Source organism: Rossellomorea sp. GQ25 (assembly GCF_059758515.1).
The window spans coordinates 317,131-335,214 of sequence record NZ_JCAXEQ010000004.1; the positions used below are offsets into that span (position 1 = coordinate 317,131).

The window sequence follows — 18,084 nt, forward strand, 5'->3', positions numbered from 1 at the left end:
AGAAAGCCCACCTGAGTGGGCTTTCTACTATTCATTCTGCATTTGATTCTTGTCAGGAGCTATTTCATTCGCAAATTCGTTGATTGCTGCCAGGTTTGGCTTGGCTCCTCTTAAAGGATTAGTATTCACTAGATTCTGAAACGTACGTCCAATGTTGCTGTTCATGCTCCTTCTGTTCAGACCATAGGCAGCAACACTCATGGCAAGGCTCAAAACCGATCCCCAAACCATTTTTCTGTTAGCTCTTTTTCGGCCAAACATATTTAAGAAAGAAGATCTCCTTCTTCTATTGAAAAGCGATAATAATTTATTCAAACAAAACACCTCTTCGTTTAGATTAAGAAAGTTCTACTTTGACTTTCAAATTTATTATCTGTCTAGTCACTGGCATTATGACTGGTAAAACATTAAAGGGAGACAGGTTCCACCTTATTATCTGCATAACATCATTCACCGGTTTTTAAAATAAACCTCCAGCGCCTTCAGGATTTCCCCTTCCTTCTCAACGGGTTGGATACGATAGCGGTCCCCTTCCAGGCACGAAAAATAGTCGGGCTCAAATGAAGTAACCGTTTGTATGTGTCAAGCTTCCCTCGACATGGTTATATAATAGCCAACATTTCCGATAGGTAGTTCTAAAAGGTAAATTGACTCATATAGACATTGCCGAATGAAACGAACGAAGAAGCCATCCAGAAGAAAAGAACGTGGGTTTATATACCTTTTAGTCTCGTTGACCGACCTAATGAGGAGACATTTTAAATCTTTAATCACGGCTGATAGTCCATTCCGCTACCAGTTCCTCGACCATCTTTAATCCATTTATCGATCCTGTATTGATCTTCAATTATATGGCCCTTTTGTTGAATAAAAAAATCCTATTGCCAATCATACAATAGGATTTTTTATCAATCTTTATTAAAAACTACAAAAATCAACCGTCACATTCTTTTACGAAATAAAAAACTGACCCCCAATATGGAAGCCAGTTTTTGGATTGAATGTGTATTAAGCCAAAGAAGACATCACGTTTTTAACAGCATCTGCAGAGTTAGATAATGCAGCTTTCTCTTCTTCGGTTAGTTCGAGTTCAATGATTTTTTCCAGTCCATTGCCACCAAGAATGGTTGGAACACCAAGGTAGATACCTTCGAATCCGTATTCACCTTCTAAGTATGCAATGGCTGGTATGACACGTCGTTGATCCTTAAGGATGGATTCTACCATTTGAACAAGTGAAGCAGCAGGAGCATAATAAGCACTTCCGTTGCCCAGAAGGCCTACAATCTCCCCTCCGCCTTTACGGGTACGCTCGACGATTGCATCTAAACGGTCTTTAGGGATTAATGTTTCCAGAGGGATTCCTCCAGCGTATGAGTAACGAATAAGAGGAACCATGTCATCCCCATGGCCGCCAAGAACGAATCCTGTAATATCTTTCACAGAAAGGTTTAATTCTTGAGCGACAAATGTTCGGAAACGAGCTGTATCCAGAACGCCGGATTGTCCGATTACGCGCCCTTTAGGGAACCCGGACTCTTTGAATACTGTATACGTCATAGCATCCACTGGATTTGTCAGAACAATGATGTAACAATTGGGCGAATACTTAACGATTTGCTGCGTGACCGATTTCATGACCTTTTGATTGGTTTGAACCAGATCATCACGGCTCATTCCTGGTTTACGGGCAATCCCCGCAGTGATGACAACGATATCCGAATCCTTTGTATCTTCATAATTGGAAGTACCGATAATGCTTGCATCAAATCCTTGTACCGGGCTCGCTTCAAGCATATCCAGCGCTTTCCCTTTCGTTGGGTCTTCATTTTGAGGAATATCAACCAGTACAACATCTCCAAGCTCTTTCTGAGCAAGCATCAATGCTGTTGTTGCCCCTGTAAATCCTCCACCGATAACAGATACTTTTCTACGTTTAATTGCCAACATAATTCCTCCTATTCGTGTCATTATGTAAAGGAAGGAGTGCTCCAATTCGAAGCACCCCACCTCTATTTCAAATTAAAATTACTCCATGTTTTCGATTAGTGCAGTACCGAACTCAGAACATTTCACTTCTGTTGCTCCATCCATTAGACGGGCGAAGTCATATGTTACGACTTTAGAAGCGATTGTTTTCTCCATGGATTTTGTGATCAAGTTAGCAGCTTCTGTCCAACCAAGGTGCTCAAGCATAAGCACTCCGGAAAGGATGACAGATGAAGGATTCACTTTATCCATACCTGCATATTTTGGAGCTGTTCCGTGAGTCGCCTCAAAGATTGCATGTCCTGATTCGTAATTGATGTTTGCTCCAGGCGCGATTCCGATTCCGCCTACTTGAGCTGCCAGGGCATCAGAGATGTAATCTCCGTTTAAGTTCATTGTTGCCACTACATCAAACTCAGCTGGACGAGTCAGGATTTGTTGTAGGAAGATATCAGCGATTGAATCTTTCACGATGATCTTACCTGCTGCTTCAGCCTCGGATTGAGCTTTGTTAGCCGCTTCCAATCCGTCAGCTTCTTTGATCTTGTCATATTGAGCCCAAGTGAATACTTTATCCCCGAACTCTTTCTCAGCAAGCTCGTACCCCCAGTTTTTGAAAGCTCCTTCAGTAAACTTCATGATGTTACCTTTGTGAACCAGCGTTACTGATTTACGGCCTTCAGCGATGGCATAATTAATTGCCGCGCGTACTAAGCGGGAAGTACCTTCTTCTGATACAGGCTTGATTCCGATACCTGAAGTTTCAGGGAATCGGATCTTATTAACACCCATTTCATTTTGAAGGAAGCTGATTAACTTCTTGACTTCATCAGAACCTTTTGCATATTCGATACCTGCATAGATATCTTCAGTGTTTTCACGGAAGATGACCATGTCAGTGTCTTCAGGACGCTTAACAGGTGATGGAACACCTTCAAAGTAGCGTACCGGACGCAGGCAAGTGAACAGGTCCAACTCCTGGCGAAGCGCAACGTTCAATGAGCGGATTCCACCGCCAACCGGAGTTGTAAGAGGACCTTTGATTGCGATGAAGTATTCACGGATCGCATCAAGAGTTTCTGATGGAAGCCATTCACCTGTTTTGTTGAATGCTTTTTCTCCTGCATATACTTCTTTCCAAGAGATTTTACGTTCACCTTTATACGCTTTTTCAACAGAAGCGTCCAGGACGCGTTGAGCTGCTGCCCAAATATCCGGACCCGTTCCGTCACCTTCAATGAATGGGACGATTGGATTGTTTGGCACATTAAGCTGGCCGTTTTGGTTTGTAATTTTTTCACCTTGTGTCATTATGTAACCTCCATTTATTCATTATCAAAGGGGATGACCCATAAGTGCCTTATGCATTTATAGTCAGCCCCCTTCTTATATTCATTACACCAATATTTTCACTGTTTGTAAATATTGATGTTTAACCTCTTCGTTCTACAGGCACATATTCTTGCTTGCCAGGCCCTACATAATCAGCACGAGGACGGATTAAGCGGTTGTTTGAATACTGCTCTAGAATATGAGCTAACCAGCCGGACACACGGCTTACAGCGAAGATCGGAGTGAATAGGTCATGATCGATGCCCAAGCTGTGGTAAACGGATGCTGAATAGAAATCTACATTAGGCGGTAAGCCTTTATTAGACGTAAATACATCTTCTACCTTAACGGACATTTCGTAATATTTACTTTGTCCTGTTAATTCAGTCAATTTTTTAGACATTTCTTTAAGGTGCTTGGCACGCGGGTCTCCTTGACGGTATACACGATGACCGAAGCCCATGATTTTTTCTTTTTTCTCTAATTTGTCCAGGATATATGATTCTGCTTTATCAACCGAACCGATTTCAGTAAGCATCTTCATTACCTGCTCATTTGCTCCACCGTGCAGCCGTCCTTTTAAAGCACCGATCGCAGCAGTGACGCCTGAATACACATCAGAAAGAGTAGCAACACATACACGTGCAGTGAATGTGGAAGCGTTTAACTCGTGATCTGCATGAAGAACAAGCGCTTTATTGAACGCTTCAATTTCAACCGGCTCAGGATCTTTCCCAGTTAACATATATAGGAAATTAGCAGCGAATCCTAAATCTTTGCGAGGAGCAATCGGCTCTTGTCCATTACGAATTCGTGAAAAGCTCGTTACGATGGTAGGAATTTTCGCTTGAAGTCGAACTGCTTTTAAATAATTTTCCTTTTCGTCCATTACATCTGCCTTATCATCATATAATCCAAGTAAAGACACAGCAGAACGTAAAGCTGCCATAGGATGGACTTCCTTGATGTTGTACATTTTGAAGTGCTCGATGACCTCTTTAGGCAATTCAGCGTTATTTGCTAACAGCTCTGTAAATTCCTGAAGCTCTGATGAAGTAGGTAATTTCAGATGCCATAATAAGTAGATAACCTCTTCAAAACTGGCATTGTTTGCTAAATCATCAATGTTGTAGCCAACATATGTAAGAGTATCATCAATGATCGAACTAATGGATGATGTTGTTGCTACAACCCCTTCTAACCCCCGAGTTGTTGTCATAATAACCTCTCCTTTTGTTAAGTATTTCTCTTTACCCATTTTCTTATGAGCATAAAACCCTACAAGACTATCAAATAAGTCAGTAGGCTTGTTTAAAAAGAACATAAATAAAACGTTGAGCGTTTGCTCAATTACTATACAAAAAATGATTCCCGGCTCTTCCATAGTGAACTTACTACTTCATTGAGCTTGGGATGCGCTTACATTTCCTATTATAAACAATTATCTGACTTTTGTGAATGAAAACGCACTAATTTCTATAAAAATTATTTTTCTAGAAAAATAAACCATGCCATTGAGGCGTGCAAACGGAGTGATTACTGGGATTTATCATCCTGTTAGAAAAGCACTAAATTTGTCGAAGATGTATAATCAAATTCAAATGATCGATTATAAGTTTAAAAAACTCTCATCAGAGATGTGGAGGATGGATGCTTCTACCGGCACGAATTCCAGTGGTATTCTACCAGAACAACTCATATAATTTCATCGCGAGGTACGCAATACCTGCTCCGATAAGCGGTCCGACAGCTACTGCTTTAAAGAATGCCACAGCTAAGACAGTGCCAAGAACAAGAGCTGTCGTAATATGAGGGTCCTCTTCCAACAGTGTTAACCCGCTCTTCGCAATTAAGGCCACCGCCACTCCAGAAGCGAGGGCAATCCAAGCATAAGGTGACTTTAATGAGTCATAAAGGTCTTTAAAACCGATCTCACCTGTAGCGATTGGTGCCAATACGGCAATCGTTATGATTGTAACACCCCAGTTAATTCCTTTGGACTGAATGGCCGCAAACACTTTTTCATCGATGCCTGCCAGCTTAAGAATGATTAGAAATGTTACGGCTATAATAATGGACTGGTTTTTTGCAGCGAATCCAATTTCCAATAAGAGGAGCAAAAACATGAATGCCTGTGACATAAGTAACCTCTTCCTTTCGTCAATCATTATCCTACCATATCAACTTTTATCATTTGTTGTAAAAATGAGCAACCACGTTAAATTAAACTTCCTTTCATTTCCTGTCTCCTTTAAAATAGAAGTAGAAGATCGGGTAGGAGGGAAGCTCTTGAATGTAGAATATGTTTATCGAACGATCCGGTTCATGATCGTTTTAGCCATCGTCATGCTCTCATTGATTTCACTCTATTACATATGGAAGCTTGCTTATCCGTTTATCATTGCCATTGCCATCGCGTTACTCATTAATCCTCTTGTGAATTGGCTTGAAAGATGGCTGCCTAGGATATGGGCAGTTGCTTTATCTCTCATATTGATTGTTGCGATCTTTGTGGGGCTTATCACCTTACTGATTGCTGAGATTGTTTCCGGTGCAAATTATTTAGCAGAAGAGCTTCCTAAGCATGTGCAGACCTTAGTCAAATATGCTGAAGATTTCGTCGTAGGGCATGTGATTCCACTATACAACCAGTTATCAGGTTTATTTAAGAACCTTGAAGCCGGACAACAGGATACCATATTAGAAAATGTTCAAACTGCAGGAACGAAAATCGCCACATCTGCAGGGGATTTTTTACAAAACTTTTTCACAAAATTACCACAATTAATTTCATGGATTCCCAACGCGGCATCCGTCCTGATTTTTGCCGCCTTAGCCACGTTTTTCATCAGTAAGGACTGGTATACATTATCTGCCAAAGCAGAGAAAATCATTCCTGGAAAGGCGATGAGCAGCGGGAGAAAAGTTTTCATCGATCTGAAAAGGGCCCTATTCGGATTTGTAAGAGCGCAGTTCACCCTCATATCCATCACGGCTATCATCGTGTTAATCGGATTGATCATACTGAGAGTGGATTACGCTATCACCATTGCACTTGTAACGGGTCTCGTTGATATTTTACCGTATCTTGGAACAGGAGCGGTATTTGTACCTTGGATCATTTATGAGTTTATTACAGGGAACGTCGGATTAGGTATCGGTTTATCCGTTCTCTATTTAGTTGTCGTAGTACAACGTCAAATCATGGAGCCGAAAGTACTGTCATCAAGCATCGGACTCGATCCACTCGCCACCCTGATCGCTCTCTTTGTCGGTTTTAAGCTCATCGGGTTTCTTGGATTGATCGTTGGTCCGGTTGTATTAGTCATTTTATCCACTCTAAAAAGAGCAGGGGTTTTTGAAGATACTTGGAAGTTTATAATGGGTGTAAAATAAGAAAGGCACTGCTGATGGCAGTGCCTTTCTCTTATCTGTAAATAATCACATTCCCATTATTAATCCAACGTTTGAATAACTTATAAATGAACGGTTTGAACATTTTACGTGTAGGCGGTAGTAATAGCAGGAACCCGATCGCATCGGTAATAAAACCAGGCGTCAACAGTACGACCCCTCCGACCAGAATACATAAACCATCTATGATGGCGTCACCCGGTAACTGACCGTACTGCATATCCTGCTGCGCTTTTCGAAGGGTCTCGATTCCTTGCTTCTTTGCTAAATAAGCTCCTAATATCCCTGTAGTGATAATCAATAAAACCGTTGGAACGAGACCAATGGCCTGCCCAGAAAGAACCAATAACCCAATTTCAAAAGCGGGTACGATAATCAATAGTAACAACATATATCTCATGATGGATTCCTCCATTTTAGTTTAATACTTGCTTCCTTTTATTATAACATATTAGAGATTTTACGTATTATATGGGGATTTTGCTTAATATGAATGTGCATTGGACGAGTTATGACTATTTTCGCAGGAGATTTCATAGTAAGCGTTCCCGTTATGAGGTGATTTTGATTGTTGTTGTGGTACTTTTGGTGTTTGTTGCGGCACCTTTGGCGCTTGTTGTGGTACTTTCGATGTTTCTTGCGGTACTTTTGGCGCTTGTTGCGGCACTTTCGATCAAACTTGTGCCACTTCTAGCTAAACTTGTGCCACTTCCCCCAAAACTTGTGCCAAATGGTGAACACCTGGTCAACTGCCACTATGCACCCTGCTTATTTACGCAAAAAAGCCAGAGTCCATTCCAGACTCTGGCTATCACTATTTACTTACAGTACACTCGCATATCCGTTATAAATCACACCATGCCTTGCATCCACTGTGATTTCCTGGCCACTCTTGAATAAAGAAGTGGCGTGGTCTACTCCGACCACTACAGGAATTCCTAAGTTGATACCTACAACTGCTGCATGACTTGTCAGACCGCCTTCTTCAACGATCAAGGCAGAACATTTCTCAAGAGCAGGCATCATGTCTTTATCAGTCCCTATTGTCACAAGGACAGATCCTGGTGTAGTATTCTTCACTGCTTCTTCTGCTGATGTCGCTACAACCACTTTACCATAAGCAGATTTACGGCCAATTCCTTGACCTTTTGCAACGATATCGCCTACCACATGGATTTTCATCAGATTGGTTGTTCCTGATTCACCGATCGGAACACCTGCTGTGATAATAATACGATCTCCATGCTTCGTCATACCTGAATTGACGCTTTCTTCTACAGCCATATCAAGCATTTCGTCCGTAGTCGTCACTTTGCGTCCAACCGTAGGGTAAACGCCCCAGACAAGTGCCAATCGACGTGAAACGGAATCAGCTCCCGTTACTGCTATGATTGGAGCTTTTGGGCGGTACTTAGAAATCATGCGTGCTGTGTGCCCGCTTTCCGTTGGAGCCACAATCGCATTAACATCAAGGTTAAGAGCGGTGTGCGCTACAGATTGACCGATGGCATCCGTCATATTATGCTCACTGTCTTTGCTGCGTGCCGCCAGGATATCATTGAAATCAAGAGCTGTTTCCGCTCTTGAAGCAATATTGTGCATCGTTTGGACCGCTTCTACAGGATACGTACCTGCAGCTGTTTCACCAGATAGCATGATCGCATCTGTACCATCGAAGATTGCATTGGCTACGTCACTTGCTTCCGCTCTTGTCGGTCTAGGGTTGCGTTGCATGGAATCAAGCATTTGAGTTGCCGTAATGACAGGCTTACCTAATGAGTTACATTTCTTGATCAACATCTTCTGAACCAATGGTACTTCTTCAGCAGGGATTTCCACACCAAGATCTCCACGAGCCACCATCAATCCGTCTGATACTTCAAGGATTTCTTCAATATTGTCTACACCCTCTTGATTCTCGATCTTAGGGATGATTTGAATGTGGGAAGCGTCATGTTCTTCCAATAATTGACGAATTTCCAGTACATCAGATGCACGGCGAACGAATGATGCCGCAATAAAGTCGACACCCTGCCCTATACCGAATACGATATCCTTTGCATCTTTATCCGTAATCCCTGGAAGGTTTACGGATACACCAGGTACGTTTACACCTTTTTTATTCTTTAATACACCGCTGTTAGCAACATACGTATGAATCTCGCCATTCGCTTTATCGATTTCCGTTACTTCCAACCCGATCAGACCATCGTCAAGAAGAATTTTAGAACCAACATGAACATCATCGATTAATCCTTCGTATGTAACGGAGAATTTTTCAGTTGTGCCCAGTACTTCATTCATGGAAATGATGACGTTTGAACCTTGCGTTAATTCGATTGCACCATCTTCCATATTATTCGTACGGATTTCCGGACCTTTTGTATCGAGAAGGATCCCGACTGTTTTACCAGCTTTTTCGGCTGCTTCACGGATATTGACGATTCTCTGTCCATGTTCTTCATGGTCACCATGTGAAAAGTTTAAGCGGGAAACATTCATTCCGGCTTCGATCAGTTGTGATAACTTCTCTACACTCTCACTTGCAGGACCGATCGTACATACTATTTTCGTTTTTCTCATTTTCTTTACCTCCTGAAATCTTACAACAATTTAGATTGAAAGCTCTTTGGAAAGTCTGTACATGTCCAAGTCAATTTGATGTGGCTTGGCAAGTGCTTCAATAATATCGTAATCAACTAGTTGATTTTTCTCAATTCCTACTGCTCTTCCGCCATTTCCTTTCACCAACAGCTCTACTGCACGTGCACCTAAACGGCTTGCTAACACCCGGTCCGATGCAGTTGGTGTGCCTCCACGTTGAATATGACCCAATACAGAGACCCGGGTATCCATTCCTGTCGCTTCAGTAAAACGATTAGCGAATTCATTTCCAGACATGACACCTTCTGCCACAATGATCACACTGTGCTTCTTCCCACGTTCCTGGCCTTTTTTGAGACGAGTCACTACATCATCAAGATCGAATTTCTCTTCAGGAATCAGGATGGTTTCAGCCCCGCCTGCAAGACCGGACCACAAGGCAAGATCACCTGCATTGCGTCCCATTACTTCGATGATGAATGTTCTTTCATGGGAGGTTGCCGTATCGCGAATCTTGTCAATCGCGTCGATGACCGTGTTCAAAGCCGTATCGAACCCGATTGTATATTCAGTTCCCGGAATATCGTTATCGATGGTTCCCGGTACACCCACACATGGATATCCCCATTCAGTTAAAGCTTTTGCTCCTTGGTACGATCCATCTCCACCAATGACAACAAGACCTTCAATTCCATGCTTCTCTAATTGCTCGATTCCTTTTTTCTGACCTTCTTTTGTTTTGAATTCTTCACAGCGGGCTGTATACAGCATCGTTCCTCCACGGTGAATGATATCACCAACAGAACCAAGCTCAAGCTTCTTGATGTTCCCGTTGATCAATCCGTTATACCCCTGATAAATACCGTACACTTCAATGTCAAGGAAAATGGCTTTACGCACAACCGCACGAACGGCTGCATTCATACCTGGTGAATCTCCACCACTTGTTAATACACCAATCTTTCTCACTACGATCACCTCATTAAGAAATATGCCTTTATATGTAAATGAATTGTACAACTTGTTAATGGTTTCACATAAATCTAAGAAAAGGAAAATAGAACAATCTACCCTGTTGCATTCATTACATTATTATGGACCAATAGACTTTGGATTATTTCTAAAATAACACGAAGATTCAAGGTTCTCAACAAGTTACTCGAAGGAAATGCTAAAGACGAAATAATCTATTAAATGGAAGCGTTTCAATTGTTAAAACCTTCAAAATACCGTCACAAATCTTTATTTTGATGGAAAATTAATGAAAAAGACTGACAAATGGTTTTTCCTATTTGTCAGTCCGCAGTTCATTATGATTTTACCCCAATTAAATCATTTAAAACAGAATATTCACCCATCGATTTAAATTTTTCATAGCGATGTTGTATCAATTCATCTTTCTTCATGGGTATTAATTCTTTCAGGGATGCCTTTAATACATCATTGATATATTGTGCTTGCTCTTCGACATCTTTATGAGCACCGCCTTTAACTTCCGTAACGATTTCATCAATGATTCCCAGTTCCTTCAAATCCGGTGCTGTAATCTTCATGGATTCAGCCGCCCGTTTCGCTTGTGTGGAATCCTTCCACAGAATGGCTGCCGCCCCTTCAGGTGATATCACGGAGTAAGTAGAGTTTTCAAGCATATGAATATGATTTCCGACTCCCAGTGCCAGGGCACCTCCACTACCACCTTCACCGATGACCATGCAGATAACGGGAACGGTCAAGCCTGCCATTTCTACAAGATTTCTTGCAATCGCTTCACTTTGACCTCTTTCCTCTGCTGCTTTCCCAGGATACGCACCCTTTGTATCAATAAAGCAGATGATCGGACGATTGAACTTGTCCGCTTGCTTCATCAAGCGTAAGGCTTTTCGGTATCCTTCAGGATGGGGCATCCCAAAGTTCCGGCGGATATTTTCTTTCGTATCTTTCCCTCTTTGGTGTCCGATGATGGTCACCGGGACATCATGAAACTTCCCTACGCCTGAAACAATGGCTTCGTCGTCCCCATACAGACGGTCTCCATGCATTTCGATGAAGTCCGTAAAGAGATAGCCGATATAATCCAGGGTGGTCGGGCGATTGGGATGTCGTGCTACCTGAACCCTTTCCCAAGGCTTCATGTTTTCATAGATATCATTTTCAAGCTTCGTGAGCCTACTCTCCAATTTCTCGATTTCATTTGATAAATCGACGTCTGAATTTTGAGTGAACTCCTTCAGCTCGGCTATTTTTTTCTTGAGCTCAAGTACAGGCTTTTCAAATTCCATCTCATTTACCATGGCAGATCACCGTCCCATTGATGTATATCAAGTACTGTCCCGATTTTCTCTTTTAACTCGAGTCTCGAGATGACTCCGTCAAGTTGACCATGTTTCAATAAAAATTCTGATGTTTGGAAGTCTTCCGGTAAGTCTTCCCTGATCGTCTGCTCAATGATCCTTCTGCCTGCGAAGCCAATAAGCGCTCCGGGCTCAGCAAAGTTATAGTCCCCTACGGAAGCGAAACTTGCGGATACCCCGCCTGTCGTTGGATGCGTCATGATCGAGATGAATAGTCCTCCATTTTCGCTCAATCGATTAAGGGCCACACTGGTCTTGGCCATTTGCATCAAGGAAAGGACACCTTCCTGCATTCTCGCGCCTCCAGATGCCGTGAAGATAATGAATGGGACTTTTCGTTTGTCGGCTTCTTCGATGGCTCTGGTGATTTTCTCACCGACCACAGAGCCCATACTTCCCATTCTGAAACGTGAATCCATTATGGCCGTGACCACTTCGATTCCGTTTACCTTACCTGAACCAGTTAATACCGCTTCATTCATACCTGTCTTCTTTCGATCCTTTTCCACTTTTCCTTCATAATCAGGAAAGCCCAGGGGATTCCCGGAAATAAGATCATGGTCAAGCTCCTTAAATGTACCTTCATCTATAAAGCTATCGACTCTCTCTGGTGAGCTCATGCCATGATGATATCCGCAATGAATGCACACCTTTAAGTTTTTTTGAAGTTCTTTCGTGTACATGATCTTTTTGCAATCAGGACATTTGGTCATGATGCCTTCTGGAACGTCATGTTTAGCCGCTTCAGAAGGAATCGTTGCATATTTTTTCTTTTTGGATTTATTAAAAAGTTCCTTAAGCAAGGTGAAACCTCCTTAACTAATTACAGTAGCTTATACGTCTTCTGAAGGAAAAAATGAAGGTGATAAATGCTTAAAATCAATTTCCCAGGGACAGCTTCCGCTTTCGTTTCTAGTAGTAAATGCACGATATAAAACTGCTTGACTATCAGTTTAATGGAACGGTTTAAAAAAAGATGTTGGAAATTGTCGCATCCTTATCAACATTTTCCCTGACCCTTTTATACGTCTCTTGCACAGTCTCTTTATCCTGTTTTTCTATTCCTTGAAGCATTTGGGTAATCTCTTCTCTCATTTGATTCGTTATCTTAATCTCTCCACAAATCAATGTTTCAAAATCATTTAAGATATTCCAAATCCGTTGAGCCAAATGATTGGCGTTCATCACCACAATGTCCCTGAACACATCGTCCAGGCATTCAGCTTCTGTCACTTTCTCGAATAGAGCATCCATCTTCTTTTCTTCTGAAAATAGAGCTTTCAGCGCTTCCTTTTCAATCATCATTTTCGTATAAAGAATATCTTCCTGTGCTTTGTGGTCCTGCAGGATGAACATTCCTAACAAATCGATGAGATGATGATCCCGAAAATCTCTTAAAAAGGTACCTTCGCCTCTTTTGGTTTCAATCAGGCCCAACAATTCCAAGGCCCGTAATGCTTCCCTGACAGAAGAACGCCCAACGTTCAATCGTTCGGACAGTTCTCTTTCAGAAGGGATTTTATCGCCTGGCTTGAGGCCGTCTTTAGATATCATTTCTCGCAGTTGGTGAACAATTCCAATATATACTTTAGCGTGGGAATGGAGAGAGTTCACTTCTGTCATCATTCACTCTTCCCGATTACCGCTAAATCTTCTGTCTTTTTGCGAATGTCTTCCGGATCCACCTTTAAACGGGCTACTCCCGTCTCCATGGCGGCCTTTGCGACTGCAGCTGCTACAGCAGGTGCTACACGCTTATCAAATGGTGCAGGGATGACGTAATCCTCATTTAACTCGTCTTCTCCGATTAAAGCCGCAATCGCTTCAACAGCAGCTTGTTTCATCTTCTCATTAATGTGAGTAGCGCGAACATCCAGTGCCCCTCGGAAAATGCCCGGGAAGGCAAGGACATTATTTACCTGATTAGGAAAATCGGATCGACCGGTTCCGACCACTTTTGCTCCAGCCGCTTTTGCCAACTGAGGCATAATTTCAGGAACAGGATTGGCCATAGCGAAGATAATCGGGTCCTGTTTCATAGAGGCAACCATTTCTTCCGTTAATGCTCCTGCAACAGACACACCGATAAATACGTCTGCGTCTTTTAGTACTTCTGTTAGTCCACCTTTGATCTGATCACGATTCGTAAACTTCGCTACTTCGTCCTTGATTCCATTCATTCCTTCGGGACGACCTTCGTAAATCGCTCCCTTGGAATCACACATAATGATGTCTCTCACACCATAACGATAAAGAAGCTTAATGATCGCCATGCCCGCAGCACCGGCTCCATTTGCCACTACTTTAATTTCTGACATCTTCTTCCCAACGATCTTTAGCGCATTCACTAAACCTGCCACGGTTACAATGGCCGTACCATGTTGATCATCGTGAAACACAGGAATATTGGTCTCTTTTTTCAAGCGCTCTTCAATTTCAAAGCAATTTGGAGCTGCTATGTCTTCTAAATTCACTCCGCCAAAGGTAGGCTCAAGAAGTTTAACCGTTTCAACAATCTTGTCCACATCCGTTGTGTTCAAACAGATTGGAAACGCATCTACACCCGCAAAGCTCTTGAATAGAACCGCTTTACCTTCCATAACAGGCAAGGAAGCTTCCGGTCCGATATTTCCAAGACCTAAAACCGCCGTACCATCTGAAACAACGGCTACCATATTCCCTTTCATTGTGTAATCGTATACCGTTTCAGGCTTGTCATAAATGACTTTACACGGTTCTGCTACCCCTGGGGAATAAGCCAGGCTCAGGTCTTCAGCATTCCGGACCTCCACCTTGGATGTTGTTTCTAATTTCCCTTTGTTTACCCGATGCATATGCAGAGCTTCTTCACGCAATGACAATCAACTCACTCCTTCTGATTCTTTACATGCTATATGTCGATTCATGATTCACATAAATCTTCTAAATGTACATGATATATATTAAAAAAATTAAAGTTCAGAGGTGGTCTGACCACCTTTTTCTATTAAACAATAATATAAATATTGGTTTTAGTAAAGTATGTTATTGTAATATGACATTTGCCTCACCCAGAATCCGATGCATTTCCTTAAGAGCCTCTTGAGACGGGGACACACGTAAATGGTCCGGAAGCTGGACACTCTTTTTTTCACGTTCATAATATACGATGACAGGATTCTTCCCTTTGAATCGGTTAATCGTTTGATGAATACGCTGCGTACATGCCTCTTCATCCTGATCCATGGCAATTTTCAAATAGAGCTTCCGATCCCTTGCTTTCACTCTCGCCTGAACTTCTTCCATCGCTTCCACATGATTCACAATGAACTGAAGCTTATCGTTACGTTCTTCAACATTTCCACCAAACAGGAGGATATTCCCTTCTTTTAGTTGAGTCATATTATTTCGATACACATTCGGAAACACCACCGCTTCGATCTCTCCGCTTTCATCACCGATTTCGAGGAAGGCCATCACTTCCCCTTTTTTCGTCCGGATGGATTTCACTCCGGTAATATAACCGCCAAATGTGATTTTCGACCCCTTTTGAAGATCGGCTATTTGCTGTAAGCCAAGATCATCATACAGCTGACGGTAGGAAGAAACGGGATGGTCAGATAAGTAAAGACCCAGCACCTGTTTCTCGAATTGAAGCTTCGTATCGATGGTCATATCCTCTACTTCGACATGTTTAGGCTTTAACAGGAACGCCTCTTCCTCATGAAATAAATCAGGATCACCTTCCGGGTTAACAAGCTCCGCATGCTGTGCCGCTACATCAAGGCTCGCCAGAAGTGTGGCACGGTCCATTTCGAATTCATCGAACGCCCCGGACAATACTAAATTTTCGAGAATTTTTCGGTTAATCGTTTTGGAAGATACCCTCATGCAAAAATCAAACAGGTCCTGAAATGGTTTTTCTTTTCGGGCACGGGTGATTTCCTTTAATGCAGCTGCCCCTATTCCTTTGATTGCCCCTAAGCTGTAGCGGATCCTATTCTTCCCTTCTACCGTAAAGACAAATTGACTCGTATTAATGGATGGGGGCAGGATCTCAATATCATAAAGCTTTGCTTCCCGGATATACTGAGCCACTTTCGTCTCATTTCCCACAACCGATGTCAGGAGGGATGATAAGAAAAAAGCAGGGTAATGTGCTTTTAAATAGGCCAGTTGATAGGCGATCATACTATAGGCTACAGCATGGGAGCGGTTGAAACCATAATCTGCGAATCTGACAATCAAGTCATAAATGGTGTGCGCGACTTCCTCGGTATATCCTTTCCGTGTTGAACCGGAAACAAAATGCTCCCGCTCCTGATCGAGGACATCCTTTTTCTTCTTCGAAACCGCTCTTCGTAACAAATCTGCTTCCCCGAGGGAGAAACCGGCCATTTTCGAAGCAATTTGCATGATTTGTTCCTGATATACAATGACACCGTAGGTCATTTCAAGAATCGGCTTTAAGTCAGGCAACGGATATTCCACCATTTCTCCACCGTGTTTCCGTTTGATATACGTCGGGATGTTTTCCATTGGCCCCGGACGATACAATGCATTTACGGCCACGATATCTTCAAAAGAATTTGGTTTCAGTCTTTTTAATACATTTCGCATTCCTTCTGATTCAAGCTGAAAAATCCCATTGGTCAGTCCATTACTTAATAGTTCAAAGGTTTTAGGATCATTCATGGGAATAGACTCAAGGGAGAATGATTTATTTGTTCCCATTTGAACGTTCTTCACAATTCTTTCTAATATACTTAGATTACGAAGTCCCAGGAAATCCATTTTTAACAACCCAATTTCTTCCAGTATATCCATAGAGAATTGAGTCAGGTGGATACCGGATGCACTGCCCTGGATGGGTACCCATTGCACTAATGGAGCTTCACTCATCACGACTCCCGCCGCATGGGTCGACGTGTGTCTCGGAAGTCCTTCGAGTTTAAGAGCCGTCTGAAATAATTTCTTATAATGATCAGAGCTCGTCACAAATTCACGGAATGCCTTAGACTTTTCATAGGCTTCCTGCAACGTGATCCCCAACTGATTCGGAACAAGCTTGGATACTTGCTCCTGCTCCTTCATATTCAAGCCAAATACACGACCTGTATCACGCAGGGCTGCCTTCGCTGCAAACGTCCCGAACGTAATGATCTGGGCAACGTGAAGGCTCCCATACTTCCCTTCTACATACTCAATGACTTCGTCCCGTCGGTGATCGGGAAAATCAATATCAATATCCGGCATAGACACCCGTTCAGGATTTAAAAATCGTTCAAACAGCAAATGATGCTCGATCGGATCCACATCTGTAATCCTCAATGCGTAGGATACCAAGGAACCCGCTGCCGATCCCCTTCCCGGTCCCGTCAGGATCTTTCTTTCCTTCGCATACTTCATAAAATCCCAGACAATCAGGAAGTAATCGCTGAATCCCATCCTACCGATGACTTCGAGCTCATAATCCAATCGTTCTATGTACTCATCGGAAACCGACTCTACCCTTTCACTCAGGCCTTTTTCACAGAGATGGGTCAATTCCTGAAGGGCAGATACTCCCTCAGGCAGAGGATATTTCGGGAGGAGCTGCTGATGGAAGGGGATGGTCAGGTGGCACTGGTCAGCAATCTTCATCGTGTTTTCAAGCTCCGTGACATGATCAGAAAACAAATCCACCATCTGCTCTTTAGACTTGAAGTAATACTCCTGTGAACCCAATACGTCCCGGTCATCTTCAGATAACTTTACTCCGTCCCTGATCGCACCCATGCATTCATGGGCGAAATGATCTTCCTGGTCTAAATACTGAACATCATTGGTAGCCACCATTCCAGCACCCGTTTCTTCTGCAACTTTCTTTAATAAGGGGATGAGTTCTTCTTCAGCCGGGACCCCATGCATTTGGAGGCTCATATAAAATGAATTCCTGCCAAACATGTTTTGGTACGTTTGGATGCATTGTTTCGCTTGTTCTGTTTCATTTTTCATTAAAAGGGTTTCAATCTCTCCTTTGATCCCCGGAGTGATGGCAATTAACCCCTCACTATAGGAAGAGAGCCACTTCAACGGGAGCCCAGTCTTAGACTTTGCCCCGATTGCACTCGAAACCTTTAATAGATTCTGATAGCCCGTTTGGTTTTTCACGAGGAGAACAAGGGGATAGGAACCTTCCTCTGACGCAATATCTGCGGTCAATCCGATAATCGGTTTTATGTTTTCATTTAAACACGCCTTATAAAAAGGGATGGCGGCATACATCATATTTTTATCGGTTAAAGCCAGTGCTTTATACCCTGCATTCTTCGCTTTATGTACAAGTCCATTTATCGATATCGTGCTAGACAAGAGACTATAGGCACTCGCTACTTGTAAATGAACAAATGACATGTTATGCACAACCTTTTTC

General features: G+C 42.5%; 14 protein-coding genes. 1 reads left to right on the top strand and 13 read right to left on the bottom strand.

What is annotated here, in order from left to right:
• Nucleotides 1–27: 27 nt before the first annotated feature.
• From AC6CIB_RS14950 to AC6CIB_RS14970, 5 genes are all read right to left on the bottom strand, one after another.
• A complete protein-coding gene (locus AC6CIB_RS14950) occupies nucleotides 28–315 on the bottom strand; it encodes a hypothetical protein (RefSeq protein ID WP_498281923.1) in 288 nt (95 codons plus the stop codon).
• Nucleotides 316–1,008: 693 nt separating this feature from the next.
• Entirely contained in the window at nucleotides 1,009–1,947 is a 939-nt protein-coding gene (mdh, locus tag AC6CIB_RS14955) for a malate dehydrogenase (protein ID WP_498281925.1), read from the bottom strand.
• An 81-nt stretch (nucleotides 1,948–2,028) separates the two neighbouring features.
• Nucleotides 2,029–3,300, bottom strand: coding sequence for an NADP-dependent isocitrate dehydrogenase (icd, locus tag AC6CIB_RS14960; RefSeq protein ID WP_498281927.1), 1,272 nt, complete (start codon nucleotides 3,298–3,300; stop codon nucleotides 2,029–2,031).
• 121 nt (nucleotides 3,301–3,421) lie between these two features.
• A complete protein-coding gene (gene citZ, locus AC6CIB_RS14965; protein WP_498281929.1) occupies nucleotides 3,422–4,540 on the bottom strand; it encodes a citrate synthase in 1,119 nt (372 codons plus the stop codon).
• Between the two features lie 463 nt (nucleotides 4,541–5,003).
• Nucleotides 5,004–5,462 carry a DUF441 domain-containing protein gene (locus AC6CIB_RS14970; protein WP_498281931.1) on the bottom strand — a complete coding sequence of 153 codons (459 nt, stop codon included), beginning with the start codon at nucleotides 5,460–5,462 and terminating at the stop codon, nucleotides 5,004–5,006.
• A gap of 148 nt (nucleotides 5,463–5,610) precedes the next feature.
• Between AC6CIB_RS14970 and ytvI the strand changes: the two genes are divergently transcribed.
• Nucleotides 5,611–6,717, top strand: a complete 1,107-nt coding sequence (gene ytvI, locus AC6CIB_RS14975; protein WP_498281933.1) for a sporulation integral membrane protein YtvI — start codon at nucleotides 5,611–5,613, stop codon at nucleotides 6,715–6,717.
• A gap of 31 nt (nucleotides 6,718–6,748) precedes the next feature.
• Here ytvI and AC6CIB_RS14980 read toward each other — a convergent pair whose 3' ends face one another.
• From AC6CIB_RS14980 to dnaE, 8 genes are all read right to left on the bottom strand, one after another.
• A complete protein-coding gene (locus tag AC6CIB_RS14980; protein WP_498281935.1) occupies nucleotides 6,749–7,135 on the bottom strand; it encodes an FxsA family protein in 387 nt (128 codons plus the stop codon).
• Between the two features lie 422 nt (nucleotides 7,136–7,557).
• Nucleotides 7,558–9,318, bottom strand: a complete 1,761-nt coding sequence (gene pyk / locus AC6CIB_RS14985; RefSeq protein WP_498281937.1) for a pyruvate kinase — start codon at nucleotides 9,316–9,318, stop codon at nucleotides 7,558–7,560.
• 30 nt (nucleotides 9,319–9,348) lie between these two features.
• Nucleotides 9,349–10,308 (bottom strand): 6-phosphofructokinase, encoded by a 960-nt coding sequence (gene pfkA / locus AC6CIB_RS14990; RefSeq protein ID WP_498281939.1) that lies wholly within the window; start codon nucleotides 10,306–10,308, stop codon nucleotides 9,349–9,351.
• Nucleotides 10,309–10,649: 341 nt separating this feature from the next.
• Entirely contained in the window at nucleotides 10,650–11,630 is a 981-nt protein-coding gene (gene accA / locus AC6CIB_RS14995; RefSeq protein ID WP_498281941.1) for an acetyl-CoA carboxylase carboxyl transferase subunit alpha, read from the bottom strand.
• On the bottom strand, nucleotides 11,624–12,493 hold the full coding sequence (accD, locus tag AC6CIB_RS15000; protein WP_324744805.1) for an acetyl-CoA carboxylase, carboxyltransferase subunit beta: 870 nt from the start codon (nucleotides 12,491–12,493) through the stop codon (nucleotides 11,624–11,626). The genes accA and accD overlap by 7 nt, the downstream gene beginning before the upstream one ends.
• A gap of 163 nt (nucleotides 12,494–12,656) precedes the next feature.
• Nucleotides 12,657–13,313: a FadR/GntR family transcriptional regulator gene (locus tag AC6CIB_RS15005; protein WP_498281943.1), complete on the bottom strand. Its 657-nt coding sequence runs from the start codon at nucleotides 13,311–13,313 to the stop codon at nucleotides 12,657–12,659.
• The gene (ystJ, locus tag AC6CIB_RS15010; protein WP_148969914.1) at nucleotides 13,313–14,551 is read right to left on the bottom strand and encodes an NADP-dependent malic enzyme; all 1,239 of its coding nucleotides are present in this window, start codon (nucleotides 14,549–14,551) and stop codon (nucleotides 13,313–13,315) included. The genes AC6CIB_RS15005 and ystJ overlap by 1 nt, the downstream gene beginning before the upstream one ends.
• Before the next feature lie 163 nt (nucleotides 14,552–14,714).
• Nucleotides 14,715–18,065 (bottom strand): DNA polymerase III subunit alpha, encoded by a 3,351-nt coding sequence (gene dnaE, locus AC6CIB_RS15015; protein WP_498281945.1) that lies wholly within the window; start codon nucleotides 18,063–18,065, stop codon nucleotides 14,715–14,717.
• Between the last annotated feature and the right edge of the window lie 19 nt (nucleotides 18,066–18,084).

Excerpts from the sequence above, each read along its gene's own strand:
- dnaE (WP_498281945.1), bottom strand. The coding sequence starts at position 18,065 with ATGTCATTTGTTCATTTACAAGTAGCGAGTGCCTATAGTCTCTTGTCT.
- AC6CIB_RS14970 (WP_498281931.1), bottom strand. The coding sequence starts at position 5,462 with ATGTCACAGGCATTCATGTTTTTGCTCCTCTTATTGGAAATTGGATTC.
- citZ (WP_498281929.1), bottom strand. The coding sequence starts at position 4,540 with ATGACAACAACTCGGGGGTTAGAAGGGGTTGTAGCAACAACATCATCC.
- AC6CIB_RS14980 (WP_498281935.1), bottom strand. The coding sequence starts at position 7,135 with ATGAGATATATGTTGTTACTATTGATTATCGTACCCGCTTTTGAAATT.
- icd (WP_498281927.1), bottom strand. The coding sequence starts at position 3,300 with ATGACACAAGGTGAAAAAATTACAAACCAAAACGGCCAGCTTAATGTG.
- accA (WP_498281941.1), bottom strand. The coding sequence starts at position 11,630 with ATGGTAAATGAGATGGAATTTGAAAAGCCTGTACTTGAGCTCAAGAAA.
- pyk (WP_498281937.1), bottom strand. The coding sequence starts at position 9,318 with ATGAGAAAAACGAAAATAGTATGTACGATCGGTCCTGCAAGTGAGAGT.
- AC6CIB_RS15005 (WP_498281943.1), bottom strand. The coding sequence starts at position 13,313 with ATGACAGAAGTGAACTCTCTCCATTCCCACGCTAAAGTATATATTGGA.